Genomic DNA, 18,022 nt, shown 5'->3' on the forward strand with positions numbered 1-18,022 from the left:
GAGCGAAAGGCCATTGCCTACTCCCTGTTCAGGAGGCTCCATGAACCTCGATTCAACGGCGCCAGCGCTGGCTTATCAGTCAGGCTTCGGCAACGAATTCAGCAGCGAAGCGTTGCCCGGCGCACTGCCTGTCGGCCAGAACTCCCCGCAAAAAGCCCCTTACGGCCTGTACACCGAACTGTTCTCCGGCACCGCGTTCACCATGGCCCGCAGCGAAGCGCGGCGCACCTGGATGTACCGGATTCAGCCGTCGGCCAATCACCCGGCGTTCGTCAAACTGGATCGGCAACTGGCCGGTGGTCCGTTGGGTGAAGTGACCCCCAATCGCCTGCGTTGGAACCCGTTGGACATTCCGACCGAGCCGACCGATTTCATCGATGGGCTGGTGAGCATGGCCGCCAACTCGGGCGCAGACAAACCGGCCGGGATCAGCATCTACAGCTACCGCGCCAACCGTTCCATGGAGCGCGTGTTCTTCAATGCCGACGGTGAACTGTTGCTGGTGCCTGAGCAGGGTCGCCTGCGCATCGCCACCGAACTGGGTGTGCTGGAACTGGAACCGCTGGAAATCGCCGTGCTGCCGCGCGGTCTGAAATTCCGTGTCGAATTGCTCGACCCGCAAGCTCGCGGTTACATCGCCGAAAACCACGGCGCGCCGCTGCGCCTGCCAGACCTGGGGCCGATCGGCAGTAACGGTCTGGCCAATGCCCGGGATTTCCTGACGCCCGTTGCGCATTACGAAAACCTCAAGCAACCGACCACCCTGGTGCAGAAATTCCTTGGCCAGTTGTGGGGCTGCGAGCTCGACCATTCGCCGCTGAACGTGGTCGCCTGGCACGGCAATAACGTGCCGTACAAATATGACCTGCGCCGTTTCAACACCATCGGCACGGTCAGTTTCGACCATCCGGATCCGTCGATTTTCACCGTCCTGACGTCGCCGACCAGCGTCCACGGTCTGGCCAATCTGGACTTCGTGATCTTCCCACCGCGCTGGATGGTGGCCGAGAGAACCTTCCGTCCGCCATGGTTCCACCGCAACCTGATGAACGAATTCATGGGCCTGATCAAGGGCGAGTACGACGCCAAGGCCGAAGGCTTCGTACCTGGCGGCGCGTCGTTGCACAGCTGCATGAGCGCGCATGGCCCGGACGGCGAAACCTGCACCAAGGCGATCAACGCCGAACTCGCGCCAGCGAAAATCGACAACACCATGGCGTTCATGTTCGAGACCAGCCAAGTGCTGCGCCCGAGCCGTTTCGCACTGGATTGCCCGCAACTGCAAAACAATTACGATGCCTGCTGGGCCACTCTGCCCGCCACTTTCGACCCGACCCGGAGATAACCCATGACTCAGACTTCCATCACTCGCAGCTGGGTTTCTTCCGCCAACGGCCATGCTGATTTCCCGCTGCAAAACCTGCCGCTGGGCGTGTTCAGCGTCAATGGCTCGGCCCCGCGCAGCGGTGTGGCCATCGGCGAACACATTTTTGATCTGGAAGCCGCACTGGACGCGGGCCTGTTCGACGGCGTCGCAAAAACCGCAGTTGAAGCCACCCGTGGCGGTCAGCTGAATGCGTTCTTCGAGCTGGGCCGCGAGGCTCGCGTTGCACTGCGCGAACGTCTGCTGGAACTGTTCGCTGAAGGCAGCACCCTGCACGGCAAGATCGAAGCCCAAGGCGCAAAACTGCTGCCATTGGCGACGAATTGCGAAATGCACCTGCCGGCGAAAATCAACGATTACACCGACTTCTACGTCGGCATCGAGCACGCGCAGAACGTCGGTAAGCTGTTCCGCCCGGACAACCCATTGCTGCCGAACTACAAATACGTACCGATCGGCTACCACGGCCGTGCCTCGACCATTCGCCCGTCCGGCACTGACGTTCGCCGCCCGAAAGGCCAGACCTTGCCGGCCGGTCAGACCGAGCCGACGTTTGGCCCGTGCGCACGTCTGGATTACGAACTGGAACTGGGCATCTGGATCGGTCAGGGCAACGAGATGGGCGACTCGATCGCCATTGGCGACGCTGCCGATCACATCGCCGGTTTCTGCCTGCTCAACGACTGGTCGGCGCGCGACATCCAGGCCTGGGAATACCAGCCGCTGGGGCCGTTCCTGTCGAAGAGTTTTATCACCAGCATCTCGCCATGGGTCGTGACAGCCGAAGCGCTGGAGCCGTTCCGTCGTGCTCAACCGTCGCGCCCCGAAGGCGACCCACAGCCGCTGCCGTACCTGTTCGACAAGCGTGATCAAGCCGCTGGTGCGTTCGATATCGAGCTGGAAGTACTGTTGCTAACCGAAGGCCTGCGCGAGCAAAAACTGCCGGCCCATCGTCTGACCCTCAGCAACACCAAACACATGTACTGGACCGTGGCGCAAATGGTCGCGCACCACAGCGTCAACGGCTGCCAGTTGCAGGCCGGTGATCTGTTCGGTTCGGGGACGTTGTCGGGGCCGGAAAACGGTCAGTTCGGCAGCTTGCTGGAAATCACCGAGGGCGGGAAAAAGCCGATTGAGCTGGCGTCGGGCGAGGTGCGTAAATTCCTTGAAGACGGCGACGAAATCATCCTGCGCGCCCGTTGCAGCCGCGACGGTTTTGCCTCCATCGGTTTCGGCGAATGCCGTGGCAAAGTGATCGCGGCGCGCTAAGAGGATTGGGTCATGGAGCTCTATACCTACTACCGTTCGACGTCCTCTTACCGGGTGCGCATCGCGTTGGCGCTGAAGGGCCTGGATTATCAGGCGCTGCCGGTCAACCTGATCGCACCGCAAGGTGGCGAGCATCGGCAAGCGCCGTATCTGGCCATCAACCCGCAAGGCCGGGTGCCGGCCTTGCGCACCGATGAAGGCGAGTTGCTGATTCAGTCACCGGCCATCATCGAGTACCTGGAGGAACGTTATCCACAGGTGCCGCTGCTGTCCAAGGACCTTACCGCGCGCGCTCATGAGCGTGGCGTTGCGGCGGTGATTGGCTGCGACGTGCATCCGCTGCACAACGTCAGCGTGCTCAACAAGCTGCGGCAATTGGGCCACGATGAACCGCAGGTGGTGGAGTGGATCGGCCACTGGATCAGCCAGGGGCTGGCGACGATTGAGCAGTTGATTGGGGATGAGGGTTATTGCTTTGGGCCACAGCCAGGCCTGGCGGATGTCTATCTGATACCCCAACTGTACGCAGCCGAGCGTTTCAACATTTCACTGGAGCCGTTTCCACGGATTCGTCGAGTGGCAGCGTTGGCGGCTACGCATTCAGCCTTCATCAAGGCCCACCCGGCCAACCAGCCAGATACCCCTTAACGGCCCACACTCAACCCTGTAGGAGCGAGCGATGCGGCGACCCGACTTGCCCGCGAAGAACGATAACGCGGTATTTCTGATAGACCGAGGCGCCTGGTTCGCGGGCAAGTCGGGTCGCCGCATCGCTCGCTCCTACAAGGAGCAGTGATCAATGGACGATGGAGTTTGGCGGGAGATGCCCCAGCCGTTCAGTCAGGCGAATCCGCTGGATCGGGTCGTCGCTGAGCAGCAGCGCATGCTCCAGGTCGAAGCGTTCGGCGTTCGGGCAGTCCAGCCGTTGATAGAGGCTGGCCCGGGCGAGGTAATCGGCGGCGTTGGCGTTGCCCAGTTCCAGCACGCGTTCGGCGTCGATCAAGGCGCCGATGTAGTCATCGTGGGAAACGTGCAACTGGCGCAGGTTGCGTGACAGCCGTTGCAGCATCTGCGCTGGTTCGGCGGTCAGCAAATGCTCGGCGTTGAGTTTCATGTTCGGGCCGTACTGGCGTTGCAGCAATTCACGGTAATCGTTGGGGTACAAGCGGCGCCCGCCGCAAGGGTCCAGCAGATGATCGGCGCCCGGTACCCGCAGCAGGAAGTGCCCGGGGAAATTGACTCCGACCATGGGGATCTCCAGGCGTTTGGCCAATTCCAGCGCTATCAGCCCAAGGGACAGCGGCTGGCCGCGCCTGAGTTCCAGCACCTTATTGAGCAGTGCCACTTGCGGACGCAGGGGTGTGAAGTCGTCCTGGGCGAACCCCAGGTCATTCATCCGCCGCAACAGCGGCTGGGCCAATTCGCTCACCGGCAGCATCGGCAAGCCATAGCTGACCCGTTGTTGCAGGTCTTGGAAGTCTGCCAATACCTTTTCGGGATCCACCTCCTTGTCGTGCTCGGCCGCCATCCACAGCGCCGCCTCGAACAGCGCGGGCGGTGATCGTTGCAGGCAGTCAAAAAAATGTTGGCGCGGCGTCATCAAAATCTCCCGGCAATGCCTCGTTTTAGCCTCGTCTGCGGCGTTCGTCCAGTGCTGCACACATGCGGTTTCAGGTTATGTCCGAAAGCCTGCTTGGCTGCGCTGCTTATTCCGGCGCGCTTCTGCAAATTTTGGGCGCAAGCCTATACTGGCGACTACCAAGAAGTGATTCGGGAGCCCGACGATGTTCGCTCTCATGCAAAGCACTCGCCTTGAATCGCTGCATCTGAGCGTCGACTCGGTCACTGGGTTGAAGGCGGTCATTGCCATCCATAACAGCCGTCTGGGGCCTGCCCTGGGGGGATGTCGTTACCTTGCCTATCCCAGCGACGAGTCCGCCGTCGAGGATGCCATTCGCCTGGCTCAAGGCATGAGTTACAAGGCCGCGCTGGCCGGCCTGGCCCAGGGCGGCGGGGTTGCTGTGATTGTGCGACCGGTCCATGTGGAAAACCGCGCCGCGCTGTTCGAAGCCTTTGGACGCTGCATCAACCAGCTCGACGGGCGCTACATCACCGCGATCGACAGCGGCACTTCGGTGGCAGACATGGATTGCATCGCCCAAGAGACCCAACACGTCACCAGCACCACTTCAGCGGGCGACCCTGCACCTCACGCAGCGATGGGTGTGTTCACCGGCATTCGCGCCACCGCCATGGCCCGTCTGGGCAGTGATAACCTCGAAGGCCTGCGAGTGGCCATCCAGGGTCTGGGCAACGTCGGTTATGCCTTGGCCGAACAGCTGCACGCCGCCGGCGCCGAACTGCTGGTCAGCGACATCGATCATGGCAAGGTGCAATTGGCGATGGAACAACTGGGCGCTCACCCGATTGCCAACGACGCGCTGCTCAGTACGCCGTGCGACATTCTCGCGCCCTGCGGCCTCGGTGGTGTACTCAACAGCCACAGCGTGACGCAACTGCGCTGCTCGGCGGTGGCAGGTTCTGCGAACAATCAGCTGACCCACTTGGAAGTCGCCGATCAACTGGAGCGGCGCGGGATTCTGTATGCGCCGGATTACGTGATCAATTCCGGCGGGCTGATCTACGTTTCACTCAAACACCGTGGCGAAGAACTCACGACCATCACCGCACATCTGTCGAAAATCGCCTCGCGGCTGACCGAAGTCTTCGCCCATGCCCAGGCGGAAAAACGTTCCCCTGCACGGGTGGCGGACGAGTTGGCGGAGAAAGTGCTTTACCGCTGAGACATACCTTTACTCCAAACATGAAAAAGGCCCTGAGCCATTCGACTCAGGGCCTATTCAATTCGGGCACTACTTACTTCGGCGTCTTGGCAGCTTTGGCTGGCTTGGTCGGCTCAGCGGCTTCAGCCACTTCTACCGGTTCAGCCTTTTCAACCACCTCAGCCGGCGCATTCAGCAGTTCGGACAAAGCATCCGGCTGGCTCTTGAATGCCTTGGCAAATACATCGCGATTCTTCGCCATGTAGATCCCGGCTTCTTCCACTTGCTGTTCGGTCAGGGACGGAACGGCTTTTTGCAACACTTCAGCCAGCAATTCAGCCAGTTCGAGCATTTTGTCATGACGGTCAGCTTCGGCTTTATCCATGAACAAGCGCTCCAGATCTCGGCTGCTGCGGTATACCACTTCGACGGCCATTCACCACCTCACATGCCTTCACGATAGTTGTCTGTTTCGACCACTGTATTTATATACAGCGAAAAGGATAAGCGAATCCCTGCGCTTTGGGTAGTGGCTTTTCAATGTAGACCGAAATCAGGGTTTGTCAGTTAAACCGTGTCGCTCCATTCGCGGGCAAGCCTCGCTCCTACGGGATGGCGTGATCTGTAGGAGCGAGGCTTGCCCGCGAAGGCGTCCGTCCAAACACTATAAAGTGTCCAATAGCAGCCCATCGCCATCTCACCAAACAGCTACTGGCCTTTTTTCTGCATGCAGAACAACCGTCACGTCAAACCCGCATCATCCGCTCGTACCGAGCTAAGGAAGAATCATCGTGAAAATCAACTGGGCCGAGAACCTGCGGCAGAACGTGCACCAACTGGCCGAGTCCCTGGGCAACCTGTTCGTCGAGACCTTCCATTACCTGGCGCTGTTCGCCATCGGTGCGGTAACCGCCTGGGCGGCGGTGATGGAATTTTTGGGGATGATCGAAGAAGGGGACATCAAGATCGATGACATCTTGCTGCTGTTCATCTACCTGGAACTGGGGGCGATGGTCGGGATTTACTTCAAGACCAACCACATGCCGGTGCGCTTTCTGATCTACGTGGCGATCACGGCGCTGACGCGGCTGCTGATTTCCAACGTCTCGCACCACAATCCGCCGGACCTCGGCATCATCTACCTGTGCGGCGGGATTCTGCTGCTGGCGTTTGCGATTCTGGTGGTGCGTTACGCTTCGTCGCAATTTCCTTCGGTGAAGATCGAGAACCCGCAACGCAAGATCGGTGCGGGTTCCGGTGAACATCCCGAAGTGGAGAAGGGCGAGATTTAAAGCCCCATGGTCGGGCGGGGCCGGGCTTTGACTTGGGGTGGCGGCGGATTGCGATTGTCGCCATCGGTCATGGCTTCGAGGATGGCCACGGCGCTGTGGCCCTGTTCGATGGCGATGCCGAACTGAATGCTTTGGACCAGGCGTTTGAGGCGCTTGGGGTCATTGCGCTGTTCGGCGCTGATCATCCGCTTGGCAACCACATGGCCGCTGTTGGAGAGGGTCAGCATGATGCTGCCGTCCAGACCTTGAATGCTCAGGTTGATCTGATAGTCCGCTGCAAAGGCATCGGTAATGAGCTGAAAAGGGTTGTCCATGATGCGTCACCGCCTGATTGAACGTGCAGTTGTTGACCGGCCATGATCGGGTTGGTTCGCATGACCAGACCATCGGCAAGCCGCTCGCTGAGGTTTTCAAAAGTCCTTTTGCCTCGCCGGTGATGTAGCAAGGGACGTGCCGAAAAAATGGTCGAACAATGATCGTGGCAAAAAAGAGGCGGACCCTATGGCTCGCCTTCTTTTTGCCTGCCCGATTCAGGGCATGAATGAGTAGATGATCGCAGACAGTGCAATCAAACCGATCAGCACCACGAACACGTTCGACGCCTGGCCCGAGTACTGGCGCAAGGCCGGCACGCGGCGGATGGCGTACATCGGCATCAGGAACAACAGGCACGCAATGATCGGCCCGCCGAGGGTTTCGATCATGCGCAGGATGCTCGGATTGAAAGTCGCCACGGCCCAGCAGCTGAGGATCATGAACAGCGCGGTGAGGCGGTTTAGCCAGCCCGCCGACATCACTCGGCCACGACCGCGCAGGCTTTTCACGATCAGGCCCTGAAAGCCTTCACTGGCGCCGATGTAATGGCCGAGGAAGGATTTGGTGATCGCCACCAGTGCAATCAGCGGCGCGGCGTAGGCGATGACCGGGGTCTGGAAGTGGTTGGCCAGGTACGACAGGATCGAGATGTTCTGTGCCTTCGCCGACGCCAGATCGGCCGGGGACAAGGCCAGTACGCAGCTGATGCAGAAGAACATTACCGTCACCACCATCATGGCGTGGGCGATGGCGAAAATGCCGCTGCTTTTGCGCTCGGCGTGCTCGCCGTAGCGCTGTTTCTGGTCAACGGCGAAGGCGGAAATGATCGGCGAATGGTTGAACGAGAACACCATGACCGGGATTGCCAGCCACAACGTCTTGAAGAACAGCGGTAACGGCATGCCTTCGCTGGCGGTGGCGAAGAACGCACCGTTCCAGTTCGGGATCAGACTGAAACCGAGCAGCAGCAACGCTGCGACGAACGGGTAAACCAGCACGCTCATGCATTTGACGATGACGCCCTGGCCACAACGTACGATTGCCATCAGACCGAGGATCAGCACCAGCGACAGAATCGCTCGCGGTGGCGGGGCGATGTGCAATTGATGCTCCATGAAGCTGCTCAAGGTGTCAGGATCAGCAGCGGCCAGAAACCGCCCACGCCGGCGTTGATTGGCAGGAACAGCGTGCCGGCGCCAATCGCCGTGCCGTAGAGGCCGAGCATCCAGGTGGTGTCGTGTTGCTCCAGCCCTTGGTGACTGTTGCTGTGTCGCGTTTGAGTTCTACAGCAGGATTATCGGCAGCAGGTGTACGTACATCGGTCATCGTTTGGCCTCGTTATTGTTCTTGCTCGGGCTCACGTGTTACAGACGGTCAAGGAGCGCTCCTCAGCACTCCACCCAGCTCACCGCCAAGCCGCCCCGTGAAGTCTCTTTGTATTTGTCGTGCATGTCGGCGCCGGTATCGCGCATGGTGCGGATCACCCGGTCCAGGGAAATGAAGTGATTGCCGTCGCCGCGCAGGGCCATTTGCGTGGCGTTGATCGCCTTCACGGCAGCAATCGCATTACGTTCGATGCACGGCACTTGCACCAGGCCGCCGACCGGGTCGCAGGTCAGGCCGAGGTTGTGTTCCAGGCCGATTTCGGCAGCGTTTTCCAGTTGCTCGGGCGTGGCGCCGAGGATGTCGGCCAGACCGGCAGCGGCCATGGCGCAGGCGGAGCCGACTTCACCCTGGCAGCCGACTTCGGCGCCGGAGATAGACGCGTTTTTCTTGCAGAGAATGCCTACGGCCGCGGCGCCCAAAAAGAACGCGACAACGTCATCGTCCGACGCGTCCGGGTTGAATTTCATGTAGTAGTGCAGCACCGCCGGAATGATTCCTGCCGCACCGTTGGTCGGCGCCGTCACCATGCGCCCGCCCGCTGCGTTTTCTTCGTTCACGGCGAGGGCAAACAGGTTGACCCACTCCATGGCCGACAAGGTGGACGTGATGACATTCGGCTTGCCGATTTCCAACAGGCTGCGGTGCAGTTTCGCCGCACGCCGCGGAACATTCAGCCCGCCGGGCAGGATGCCCTCGTGACGCAGGCCTTGCTCGACGCACTCGCGCATCACCGACCAGATGTGCAACAGACCCTGACGGATTTCGGCTTCGCTGCGCCAGGCCAATTCGTTGGCCATCATCAACTCGGAAACGCGCAGGCCGTGCTGGTTGCAGAGCTTGAGCAGTTCGGCGGCACTGGAAAAATCGTAGGGCAGCACCACATCGCTGGTCGGCGCGATGCCGGACTCGGCTTGCGCCGCTTCGATGATGAAACCGCCGCCAATCGAGTAGTACGTTTGCTCCGACAGTTCACCGGTTTCACCGAAGGCTGTCAGGGACATGGCATTAGGGTGGTAAGGCAAACTCTCGTCGAGCAGCAGGAGATCGCTTTGCCAGTTGAAGGCGATGGTCTTTTTGCCGGCCAGAGACAATTCGCCGTTTTCGCGCAGGGTCTGGATGCGGCTGTCGATGGTGGTCGGATCAATGCTGTCCGGCCATTCGCCCATCAGGCCCATGACGCAAGCTCGATCGGTGGCGTGGCCGACGCCGGTGGCCGAGAGGGAACCGTAGAGGCGGATTTCTACCCGACGTACGGCATCGAGCAAACCCTGGTCAATCAGTGCCTGGGCAAAGGTCGCCGCGGCGCGCATCGGGCCGACGGTGTGGGAACTGGACGGACCGATGCCGACTTTGAAGAGATCGAAAACACTGATAGCCATGCTAAAGCCTATACAAGCAATGGAAGAGAAATCGCTGCCATTTTTGTAGGACAAGCGCAATGTCGGCGATACTGCCTACCTCGGTCCTACGTGACCAACGAAACTTCCTAAGACAGCCTTTAGCAGGACTAAACAATGAGTCGCCAATTGCATGCCCAGACTTACGTCTGGCTGCACGTGTTTTCCTGTGCCGCGCGGCACTTGTCGTTCACCCGTTGCGCCGAAGAGCTGCACATCACGCCGGGTGCGGTCAGTCAGCAAATCCGCCAACTGGAAGAGCGACTGGGCTTTCGCTTGTTTCACCGCCGTGCTCGCGGCGTGGAATTGAGCGCCGAAGGCCAGCGACTGGCCATTACGGTCAACGAGGCTTACGGCAGCATCGATGCGGAATTGCGACGACTGGACGCGGGAATGATCAGCGGGATTCTGCGGGTGCGTTCGATTCCATCGTTCCTGAGCAAGTGGCTGACCCCACGTCTGCCGCGATTGCAGCAGCGCTTTCCGGACATTCAATTGCGCCTAGTGGCCGAGGACAGCAGCGTGCCGTTGCACGAGGGTGATTTCGACCTGGCGATCGACCTGAATGACGGCAGTTATCCCGGATTGTTATCCACCGCCTTGCTCGACGAGCAGATCTTCCCGGTCTGCGCCCCGAGCCTGCTGCGCGGCCGACCACCGCTGCACGGTCCGGCGGACCTGGTGCACTTTCCACTGCTGCACGACATCACCGCCTGGCGCGGCAGTTACGAGTACGCGGAATGGGAGTTTTACCTCAATGCCATTGGCTTCGAGGGGGCCGACGTGCGGCGCGGGCATACCTTCAATCGCAATCACCTGACCATAGAAGCGGCGATTGCCGGCATGGGTGTAGCGATTGCGCGGCGAACGTTGCTCAACGATGAGCTGGAGCGGGGGACGTTGATCGTGCCGTTCGGTTTGGCGGTGCCCAATCACAAGCGTTACGTGCTGCTCTATGCGCCCGGCGCACTGAGCCATCCGGGCGTGCGGGCGGTGCATGACTGGCTGGTAGAGGAGGCGGGGATTTTCCGGAGTCTGCACCCACTGGCGGAGCGGCAGATGTGAGCATTTGTGACAAAGAAGCGAGTCGACCCAACTCCCGACCTTAACAGCGCTTTTTGCCGTTGTCCGACTTTTTTTGCGAATCCATATTTATCTTTTTTTAGGGGTTGAAATGTTCTGCGCGCAGACCGATTGTGTAAGTAAGAGGTCACGGTGATGACGCCCAAGGGCCAGCCGATGCGCCTCTCGCAAGCTAGCTGAAATAAGGGATGAACTATGCAAATCCAAGTCAACAGCGATAACCATATTCAAAGCAGCATCCGACTGGAGGAGTGGGTACGTACTACCATTGAGAGCACGCTTGAACGTTATGAAGAGGACCTGACACGCGTCGAGGTTCATCTGCGGGACGAGAACGGCGACAAGCCAGGTCCCCATGACATGCGCTGCCAGCTGGAAGCGCGGCCAAAAGGCCACCAACCGATTTCTGTCACTCATAAAGCCGACACCCTGGAGCAAGCAATCGACGGTGCGGCGGAAAAACTTGAACACGCGCTTGAGCATCTGTTCGGCAAACTGCGGGGCAAACCACGTGCCGCTGTGGTGCCGTTCGAAAGAGTCGCTGCCGATGCGCTGCTGGAAGACGAGTTTCTCGAGAACGAACAGGCTGCACAAAACGGCTGAAGCCTGATTCACTTTTTACCTTTCCAATGACAACGGGCCTGCTTATGCAGGCCCGTTCTTGTTTGCGCCGATTATGGCAGCGCCGCAATTCCTTGTAGGAGCGAGGCTTGCCCGCGAAGAGGCCCGGAAATCCAGCGCATATGTCGCTCATTCAATCGCCTTCGCGGGCAAGCCTCGCTCCTACAAAGGAGGGCGAGTTCGGTCGCGAAGAGGGTGTGCGGCTTCAGATCAGAACGCCACCGACGTTTGCACATAAACCGTCCGCGGTTCCCCCACATACTTGCCCTTGTTGTTGTCATCGAACGACCGGGTGAAGTACTGGTGATTGAAAATATTCTTCACCCCCACCGCCACATTCAAATCCTGCAATTTCGGCCCGAAGTCATATGCCGCGCGGCTGCTGAACAGCATGTACCCGGGAATCTTGCCCGTGCTGCCATCAGCGCTTTCGGCCGAGGTGTTGGCGTTGTCGGCAAACTGGTTGCTCTGGTAACTGCTGTCCAGGTTCAGCTTCCACGCGCCTTCGGTGTAGCCCACCCCGAGAGTGCCTTTGTGTTTCGAGGAGAACGGCACACGATTGCCTTTGTTCGGTCCATCCTCTCGGATAGTCGCGTCCACATAGGCGTAAGTGGCGTACACATCGAAGCCAGCCAGCGATGGGCTCAAATCATCCAGCGAATAATTGATGCTGCTTTCAATGCCTTGATGGCGCGTCTCACCCCGGGCGATCACCGAATCGTTGGTCTGATTGCTTTCGTACTGGTTGTCGAAGTTGATCAGGAACGCGCCGATTTCCGCTCTCAGCGCACCGTTGTCGTAACGGGTGCCCAACTCCCAGGTCCGCGCCTTCTCCGGTTTGACTTCGCCGCTGGTCACCCGGTTTGGCATCTGGCTGTACTGCACGCTGCCGAACGAGCCTTCGGTGTTGGCGTAGAGGTTCCAGGTGTCCGTCACGTGATAGAGCACGTTCAATGCCGGCAGCGCGGTGTTGTAGTCGCCCTTGTACTTCACGTTCGTCAGGTTGTTGGTCTGCTGCGAATCGATCATCTCGTAGCGAATGCCCGGCGTGATCGTCCATTTGCCGATGTCGATCCGGTCGTCGACGAAGAATGCATTGGCCTCGGTGCCGCCACGGGTGTCGCGGTCATTGCGGCTGTTGGTGGTCGGGAAGGTATTGTTGGCGATCGGCTCGCGGTAGCGCAGTTCGTGGCCGGCTTCGTTGATGTAGCGATAGCCGATGCCGACTTCATGGCTGGTCGGGCCGAGGTCAAAGCCTTGGGCAAAACGGGTTTCCAGGCCGCGCACCCAATACTCGCGCGGCGACAGCGACAGGAACGTGCCCTGATTCAGATAACCACTGCGCAAGGTCTTGGTGAAGAAGGTGTTGGCAGTGAATTCGCGACGATCTTCCTGATAGCGATAGCCGAAGTTGAACATTGTCCGGCGGCCCCAGAACTGGTCTTTCGGGCGGGTCGACTGGTACGGGTCAGCGTCGTAATCGGCGACGTTCAGACCGCCGGGCATGTCGGCCTTGCCTTCGTAATACTGAGCCATCGCGTTGAAGCTGTTGGCGTCATCGAGCTGATACTTGCCCTTGAGAATCAAGTCGTCGATTTCGGTGTCGCTGTGTTCACGCCAGTCGCCGCCGCGGGTCCCGGAGTACAACAGCGCACCGCCCAGGCCGTTTTCTGCGGTGCCGCCGGCCAGCAAGTTGCCGGTGGTTTTAAAACCGTCGTGGCTGGAGGAGGGGCTGGTTTCGGTCTGGAAACCTCCTTTCACGGTCGGCTCATCGGGAATCGCACGGGTCACGAAATTGACCACGCCGCCGACGTTCTGCGGGCCGTAGCGAACGGCACCGCCGCCGCGCACCACATCCACCGCGTCCATGTTGCCGATGCTCACCGGGGCGAATGACAGCTGCGGCTGGCCATAAGGGGCGAAGGGCACCGGGATGCCGTCCATCAACACGGTCGAGCGGGAAGCCAGGCGCGGATTGAGGCCACGGATGCCGAAGTTCAGCGCCATGTCATGGCTGCCGGTGCCGTTGTTGTCCGGCGCGTTCACGCCGGGGATGCGGTTGAGCACGTCCTTGGCCTGGGTCGCGCCCTGGCGCTCGAACTCCTCGCGACGGATCACATCACGTGCACCGGGGTGCTCGAAGACGTTGATTTGCGCCGCATCGCCAAGCCAGTCGCCGACCACTTTCGAGGTGTCCAGTTCTAGCGCGGTGTCGCCCGCCAGTTGCAGGCTGAAGGCATTGTCGCCCTCGGCGCGAGCTTGCAGGCCGGTGCCTTCGAGCAAAACGTTCAAACCCTGCGAAGGGGTGAAGTTGCCTTCCAGGCCACGACTCTGCACACCGCTGGTGACTTGCGAACCAAAGGTAATCAACACGCCGGCTTCACGGCCGAACTGGTTGAGGGCGTTTTCCAGCGAGGACGGTGCGATGTGGTACGGCTTGGCATCGGCGGCGAGTGCGAGCGGCAGCACGCCGAAGCTCAGGCTGGCGCCCAGCAAGAGTTGGCGCAGGGTGCGGGCCAGCGGAGTGAGGCGGGTGGGGTGCATGGACGACGATCCTGAGAAGGTGGAATCAAGGGGGCTTTCCTTCTCTGTCACGCCAGATCTGAAAAACGGCTCACGTTGGGTGAAAATTTTTTTGCGTGGATTGATTTTGTGGCGAGGGGATTGTGTTTCGCCTTGGTTTACGCCTTCGCTTCAACGGTCACCCAGTACCGGGTAAACCGCTTCACCCTCACCGGCAAACTGATTTCCAGCAGATCTAGAATCCGCTCGCTGTCGTCCAGTGGATACGTCCCGGAGATCAACAAATCCGCCACCTTCGCATCGCACTTAAGCTGCCCGCGACGATAACGCCCGAGCTCGTCGAGAAAATCCCCGAGGCGCATGTGCGCGGCCACCAGCATGCCGTCGGCCCAGGCGCCGCTGTTGGCGTCCAGCGGCAGCGGTTTGCCCACGCCTTGCAGGCCGAAACCCAATTGCCGGGCGGCTGGCAAAACCACTGGAGTTCCACCGTCCGGCGTCAATTCGACGCTGCCCTCGAACACCGCCACCTGCGTGCGATCAGCAAACTGCCGGACGTTCAATCGCCCACCTTGCGTGGTCAAAACACCCTGCGCGGTCTGCACCTGAAACGCTTGCGTGACGGTCAGCAGCAGTTCACCCTCCAGCAAACGGATCAGCCGTTGCTGACCGTCCACCCGCACATCCGCCGAACTCGCGGTGTTGAGCTGCAACTGATTGCCTGCGCCGAGCGACACCTTGCACCGCTGGCCGATGGGGCTGCGGTAATCAGCAAGCAACGGCGGCAGCACGTTGCGTTCGCGCAGGCCCCAGGTGAGCGCAGAACCGGCGCCAAGAATCAGCAGCAGTTTCAGCGCCTGACGTCGGCTGCCGGACTTCGGTGCATTGAGCGCCGCGTGGGCCAGCGGTGAAGACAAACCGCGAAGTCGCTGATTGACCCGCTGGATGTGTTCCCACGCCCGTTGATGCTCGCTGTGCGCATCGTGCCATTGCTGCCAGGCTTGTTGCTGGCGCGGGCTCAGCGGGCCTTGCTGCATTTCCATCAGCCAGTGCACCGCCTGCTCGGCGACCTGTGAAGAAAAGTCCGAAGTGCCGTTCATAGTGCGAAGTAGCAGCGCATGGCTGCTTTACTCAGATGGCGTTTGACCGTGGCGATGGAAATCCCCAGTTCGGCGGCGATCTGTGGATAAGTCAGGCCATCGACCTGTGCGAGCAAAAAGGCGCGTTTGACCCGTCGCGGCAAACCGTCCAGCAACTGATCCAGCTCCATCAGTGTTTGCAGGATGATTGCCCGTTCTTCCTCGGAGGGCGCGTACACCTCAGGCATTTGCGCCAATGCTTCAGCGTAGGCACGTTCCAGATCCTGACGACGGTAATGGTTGAACAGCACGCGTTTGGCGATCGTCGTCAGGAACGCTCGCGGCTCGATGATCTGCGGGGTTTCCCGCGCGGTGAGCACGCGAATGAACGTGTCCTGGGCCAGGTCTGCCGCGCTATCCGGGCAGCCAAGCCTGCGCCGCAACCAGCCGGTGAGCCAGTAGTGGTGGGCGTGATAGAGGACTTCGACGGGATTGGCGGGCTGCAACAGAACCACTCCGACACAAACGGATACGTTAGAGAACAAGAATTGTTCGCATTGTAAGGGTGTGTAATGCCCCCGGCAATCGGATCTGTTTTGCGTATGAGAATATTTATCATTAATATTGCGCGCTTGCTGGCCCCGTGACCTTCACGCGGCCTCACCCGGTTTCAAGGTCGAAACATGAAAGGCAAAATCAGCACGCTCCCCGTTTCTTATCGATTGGCCGTCACTTCTCGCGTGCTGGCCGCGGTGTTGGGCGGCTATATCGTTGCGGCGCTGGCCAGTGTCAGCCTGAGCTTATGGTTGCCGATGGCCCGCGCCGAAGCGGTGGTGACCGGGATGATGACCTCGTTTCTGGTCTATCTGGTCGCGGTGCTCTGGTGTTTTGCCTGTCGCAGTGCGTGGCAGGCCTGGTTCGGGTTGATCGTGCCGGGCCTAGTGCTGGCAGCGGCGTCCGGCCTGGCGTATTGGATGGGCCACGCATGAAAGAGGGTTTTCGTCAGGCGATGGCCTGGTTGCACACCTGGGCCGGGTTGACCTTTGGCTGGTTGTTGTTCGCGATTTTCCTGACGGGCACGCTTGCCTATTTCAAGGACGAGATCAGTCACTGGATGCAGCCCGAGATACCGGCGCGTTCAGTGACCTCCGAAGTTAGTTTGACCCTGGCGCAAAACTACCTTCAACAACACGCAGCGGGTGCCTCGCGCTGGCTGATCGATTTGCCGAGTGCCCGAGAGCCGGGCCTGTCGGTGCGCTGGCAGCAGTCGCCGGCCAAACCCGGCGAGCGCGGGCAATTCACCGAAAAACGCCTCGACGCACAAACCGGCAGCGAAGTGCAGGGCCGTGAATCCATGGGTGGCGACTTCTTCTATCGCTTCCACTTCCAGCTGCAAATGCCTTATCCGTGGGGTCGCTGGTTGTCCACCATCGCGGCCATGGTGATGTTCATCGGCCTGATCACCGGGATCATCACCCACAAGAAAATCTTCAAGGACTTCTTCACCTTCCGCCCCCGCAAAGGCCAGCGTTCCTGGCTGGACGGGCACAACGCGGTGGGCGTTCTGGTGTTGCCGTTTCACCTGATGATCACTTACAGCAGCCTGGTGATTTTCATGGCGATGGTGATGCCGGCGAGCATCCTGGCCTCGTACAAGGGCGATGCCCGCACGTTTTACGCGGAGGTGTTCCCGGCCTCCGGCACGCCCGAACTGGCCGGCAAACCGGCTGAACTCGCCCCGATGGCGCCGCTGTTGGAGCGGGCGCGCGCGCAGTGGTCGGGCGGTCGGGCAGAACGTCTGACAGTGAACAATCCGGGGGATGCGAATGCCTCGATTGTCGTCTCAAGGGACGATGCGGACCGCGTGATTTATGACGCCAGCAGCGCGGTGACCTTCAACGGCGTGACCGGCCAACAACTCAGCGCCACGCCGCAGCAACCGGTGCCGATGGCCATCGCCGGCAGTTTCTACGGCTTGCATATGGGACATTTTGCGAGCCCCGTGCTGCGCTGGCTGTACTTCATTTGCGGTTTGGCGAGCACGGCGATGATCGGCACCGGGCTGGTGATCTGGCTCGGCAAACGCCAGCTCAAACATGCGAAAAGAGCGGTGATGCCCTTCGAGCTGCGGCTGGTGGAAGTGCTGAACATTGCCAGCATGTCCGGGCTGGTGGTCGCGGTGGCGGCGTTCTTCTGGGCCAATCGGTTGCTGCCAGTCGAGATGTCCACAAGGGCGGATTGGGAAGTGAACAGCTTCTTCATCGTCTGGGGCTTGAGCGTGATTCATGCGGTGGTGCGTCGTGGCCGCGCGGCGTGGGTAGAGCAGTTGGCGTTGGCCGCGGTGCTGTTCTGCGGCGTGCCGCTATTGAACGCACTGACCACGCCGAACCACTTGGGCGTGACGTTGGCGCAGGGTGACTGGACGCTCGCCGGGTTCGATTTGACGTGCCTGGGCAGTGGCGTGTTCCTGGCCTGGGCTGCGTGGAAAATGCAGTGCGCCGGGCAGACCGTTCGCGTTGCTAAAGAACGTGCTCGACCGATCACGCTTGAGCAGAAGGTGAACTGAATGTTGTTGGCCTTGCTGCTGTGTTACGGCGGTTTCACCGCGCTGTGTTTATCGATGGATCGGCATCATGCCGATTTGCTGGGGTGCAAATCGTCGGCCCGGCGGCGCAAAACGTTCAAGCTGAGCGGCTGGTTGTTGCTGGCGGTTTCTTTATGGGCGGCAGTGTCGAAAACCGGTTGGGGCCTCGGGTTGGTGGAATGGTTTGCGGTGTTGATGCTCAGCGCTTTGCTGCTGGTGTTGATGATGCCGTATCGCCCGCGCCTGGCGCTATCACTTGCCGGATTGGGTCTGCTGGTCAGCCCCGTCGCCGCGTTTGCGCAGTGCTGA

Annotated in this window: 16 protein-coding genes and 2 pseudogenes; 10 read left to right on the top strand and 8 right to left on the bottom strand. The window is 60.2% G+C overall.

The genetic code is table 11. The features are described from left to right. The first annotated feature begins 40 nt into the window (after positions 1 to 40). Genes hmgA through maiA form a run of 3 tightly spaced genes read left to right on the top strand, consistent with a single transcriptional unit; the run spans position 41 to position 3,301 of the window. Complete coding sequence (hmgA, locus tag ACYZTM_RS20335; protein WP_461984319.1) at positions 41 to 1,345, top strand: homogentisate 1,2-dioxygenase; 1,305 nt, start codon at positions 41 to 43, stop codon at positions 1,343 to 1,345. Between the two features lie 3 nt (positions 1,346 to 1,348). Next, on the top strand, positions 1,349 to 2,653 hold the full coding sequence (fahA, locus tag ACYZTM_RS20340) for a fumarylacetoacetase (RefSeq protein WP_131061155.1): 1,305 nt from the start codon (positions 1,349 to 1,351) through the stop codon (positions 2,651 to 2,653). 12 nt (positions 2,654 to 2,665) lie between these two features. Then, a complete protein-coding gene (maiA, locus tag ACYZTM_RS20345; RefSeq protein ID WP_131061154.1) occupies positions 2,666 to 3,301 on the top strand; it encodes a maleylacetoacetate isomerase in 636 nt (211 codons plus the stop codon). A 148-nt stretch (positions 3,302 to 3,449) separates the two neighbouring features. On the opposite strand, the gene ACYZTM_RS20350 is transcribed toward maiA, so the two are convergent. Beyond that, positions 3,450 to 4,253: a SirB1 family protein gene (locus tag ACYZTM_RS20350; protein ID WP_131061153.1), complete on the bottom strand. Its 804-nt coding sequence runs from the start codon at positions 4,251 to 4,253 to the stop codon at positions 3,450 to 3,452. A gap of 184 nt (positions 4,254 to 4,437) precedes the next feature. Here ACYZTM_RS20350 and ACYZTM_RS20355 point away from each other — a divergent pair, with 184 nt between their 5' ends. After that, positions 4,438 to 5,457, top strand: coding sequence for a Glu/Leu/Phe/Val dehydrogenase family protein (locus ACYZTM_RS20355; RefSeq protein WP_131061152.1), 1,020 nt, complete (start codon positions 4,438 to 4,440; stop codon positions 5,455 to 5,457). Positions 5,458 to 5,617: 160 nt separating this feature from the next. On the opposite strand, the pseudogene ACYZTM_RS20360 reads toward ACYZTM_RS20355, so the two are convergent. After that, positions 5,618 to 5,872 (bottom strand): annotated as a pseudogene (locus ACYZTM_RS20360) (YebG family protein); the annotation flags it as partial. 355 nt (positions 5,873 to 6,227) lie between these two features. Here ACYZTM_RS20360 and ACYZTM_RS20365 point away from each other — a divergent pair. Further along, positions 6,228 to 6,728 carry a phosphate-starvation-inducible protein PsiE gene (locus ACYZTM_RS20365; protein WP_131061150.1) on the top strand — a complete coding sequence of 167 codons (501 nt, stop codon included), beginning with the start codon at positions 6,228 to 6,230 and terminating at the stop codon, positions 6,726 to 6,728. Here the strand turns inward: ACYZTM_RS20365 and ACYZTM_RS20370 are convergent. From ACYZTM_RS20370 to ACYZTM_RS20380, 3 genes and pseudogenes are all read right to left on the bottom strand, one after another. After that, positions 6,725 to 7,042, bottom strand: coding sequence for a DUF3509 domain-containing protein (locus ACYZTM_RS20370; protein WP_461957283.1), 318 nt, complete (start codon positions 7,040 to 7,042; stop codon positions 6,725 to 6,727). The genes ACYZTM_RS20365 and ACYZTM_RS20370 overlap by 4 nt on opposite strands. A 216-nt stretch (positions 7,043 to 7,258) precedes the next feature. Further along, positions 7,259 to 8,369: pseudogene (locus ACYZTM_RS20375) on the bottom strand (SLC5/6 family protein). A 62-nt stretch (positions 8,370 to 8,431) separates the two neighbouring features. Further along, positions 8,432 to 9,808 carry an L-serine ammonia-lyase gene (locus ACYZTM_RS20380; RefSeq protein WP_461984321.1) on the bottom strand — a complete coding sequence of 459 codons (1,377 nt, stop codon included), beginning with the start codon at positions 9,806 to 9,808 and terminating at the stop codon, positions 8,432 to 8,434. Positions 9,809 to 9,943: 135 nt separating this feature from the next. Here ACYZTM_RS20380 and ACYZTM_RS20385 point away from each other — a divergent pair, with 135 nt between their 5' ends. Together ACYZTM_RS20385 and ACYZTM_RS20390 are read left to right on the top strand one after the other, a co-directional pair. Further along, positions 9,944 to 10,891, top strand: a complete 948-nt coding sequence (locus tag ACYZTM_RS20385; RefSeq protein ID WP_131061147.1) for a LysR substrate-binding domain-containing protein — start codon at positions 9,944 to 9,946, stop codon at positions 10,889 to 10,891. 213 nt (positions 10,892 to 11,104) lie between these two features. Continuing rightward, the gene (locus tag ACYZTM_RS20390; protein WP_054049780.1) at positions 11,105 to 11,512 is read left to right on the top strand and encodes an HPF/RaiA family ribosome-associated protein; all 408 of its coding nucleotides are present in this window, start codon (positions 11,105 to 11,107) and stop codon (positions 11,510 to 11,512) included. A 228-nt stretch (positions 11,513 to 11,740) separates the two neighbouring features. On the opposite strand, the gene fecA is transcribed toward ACYZTM_RS20390, so the two are convergent. The 3 genes from fecA to ACYZTM_RS20405 form a co-directional block, all read right to left on the bottom strand. Next, positions 11,741 to 14,074, bottom strand: coding sequence for a TonB-dependent Fe(3+) dicitrate receptor FecA (gene fecA / locus ACYZTM_RS20395; RefSeq protein WP_461984324.1), 2,334 nt, complete (start codon positions 14,072 to 14,074; stop codon positions 11,741 to 11,743). 137 nt (positions 14,075 to 14,211) lie between these two features. Beyond that, positions 14,212 to 15,150, bottom strand: coding sequence for a FecR domain-containing protein (locus ACYZTM_RS20400; protein WP_461984326.1), 939 nt, complete (start codon positions 15,148 to 15,150; stop codon positions 14,212 to 14,214). Continuing rightward, positions 15,147 to 15,635, bottom strand: a complete 489-nt coding sequence (locus ACYZTM_RS20405) for a sigma-70 family RNA polymerase sigma factor (protein ID WP_131061144.1) — start codon at positions 15,633 to 15,635, stop codon at positions 15,147 to 15,149. Before ACYZTM_RS20405 ends, ACYZTM_RS20400 begins: the two co-directional genes overlap by 4 nt. A gap of 177 nt (positions 15,636 to 15,812) precedes the next feature. On the opposite strand from ACYZTM_RS20405, the gene ACYZTM_RS20410 reads away from it, so the two are divergent. The 3 genes from ACYZTM_RS20410 to ACYZTM_RS20420 are packed head-to-tail and all read left to right on the top strand — an operon-like array spanning position 15,813 to position 18,022. Continuing rightward, entirely contained in the window at positions 15,813 to 16,118 is a 306-nt protein-coding gene (locus tag ACYZTM_RS20410; protein ID WP_131061143.1) for a DUF3649 domain-containing protein, read from the top strand. Beyond that, positions 16,115 to 17,695, top strand: coding sequence for a PepSY-associated TM helix domain-containing protein (locus ACYZTM_RS20415; RefSeq protein WP_461984329.1), 1,581 nt, complete (start codon positions 16,115 to 16,117; stop codon positions 17,693 to 17,695). The genes ACYZTM_RS20410 and ACYZTM_RS20415 overlap by 4 nt, the downstream gene beginning before the upstream one ends. Continuing rightward, the gene (locus ACYZTM_RS20420) at positions 17,696 to 18,022 is read left to right on the top strand and encodes a DUF3325 domain-containing protein (RefSeq protein ID WP_461984331.1); all 327 of its coding nucleotides are present in this window, start codon (positions 17,696 to 17,698) and stop codon (positions 18,020 to 18,022) included.

It is taken from the genome of Pseudomonas sp. MDT2-39-1, from assembly GCF_054898085.1.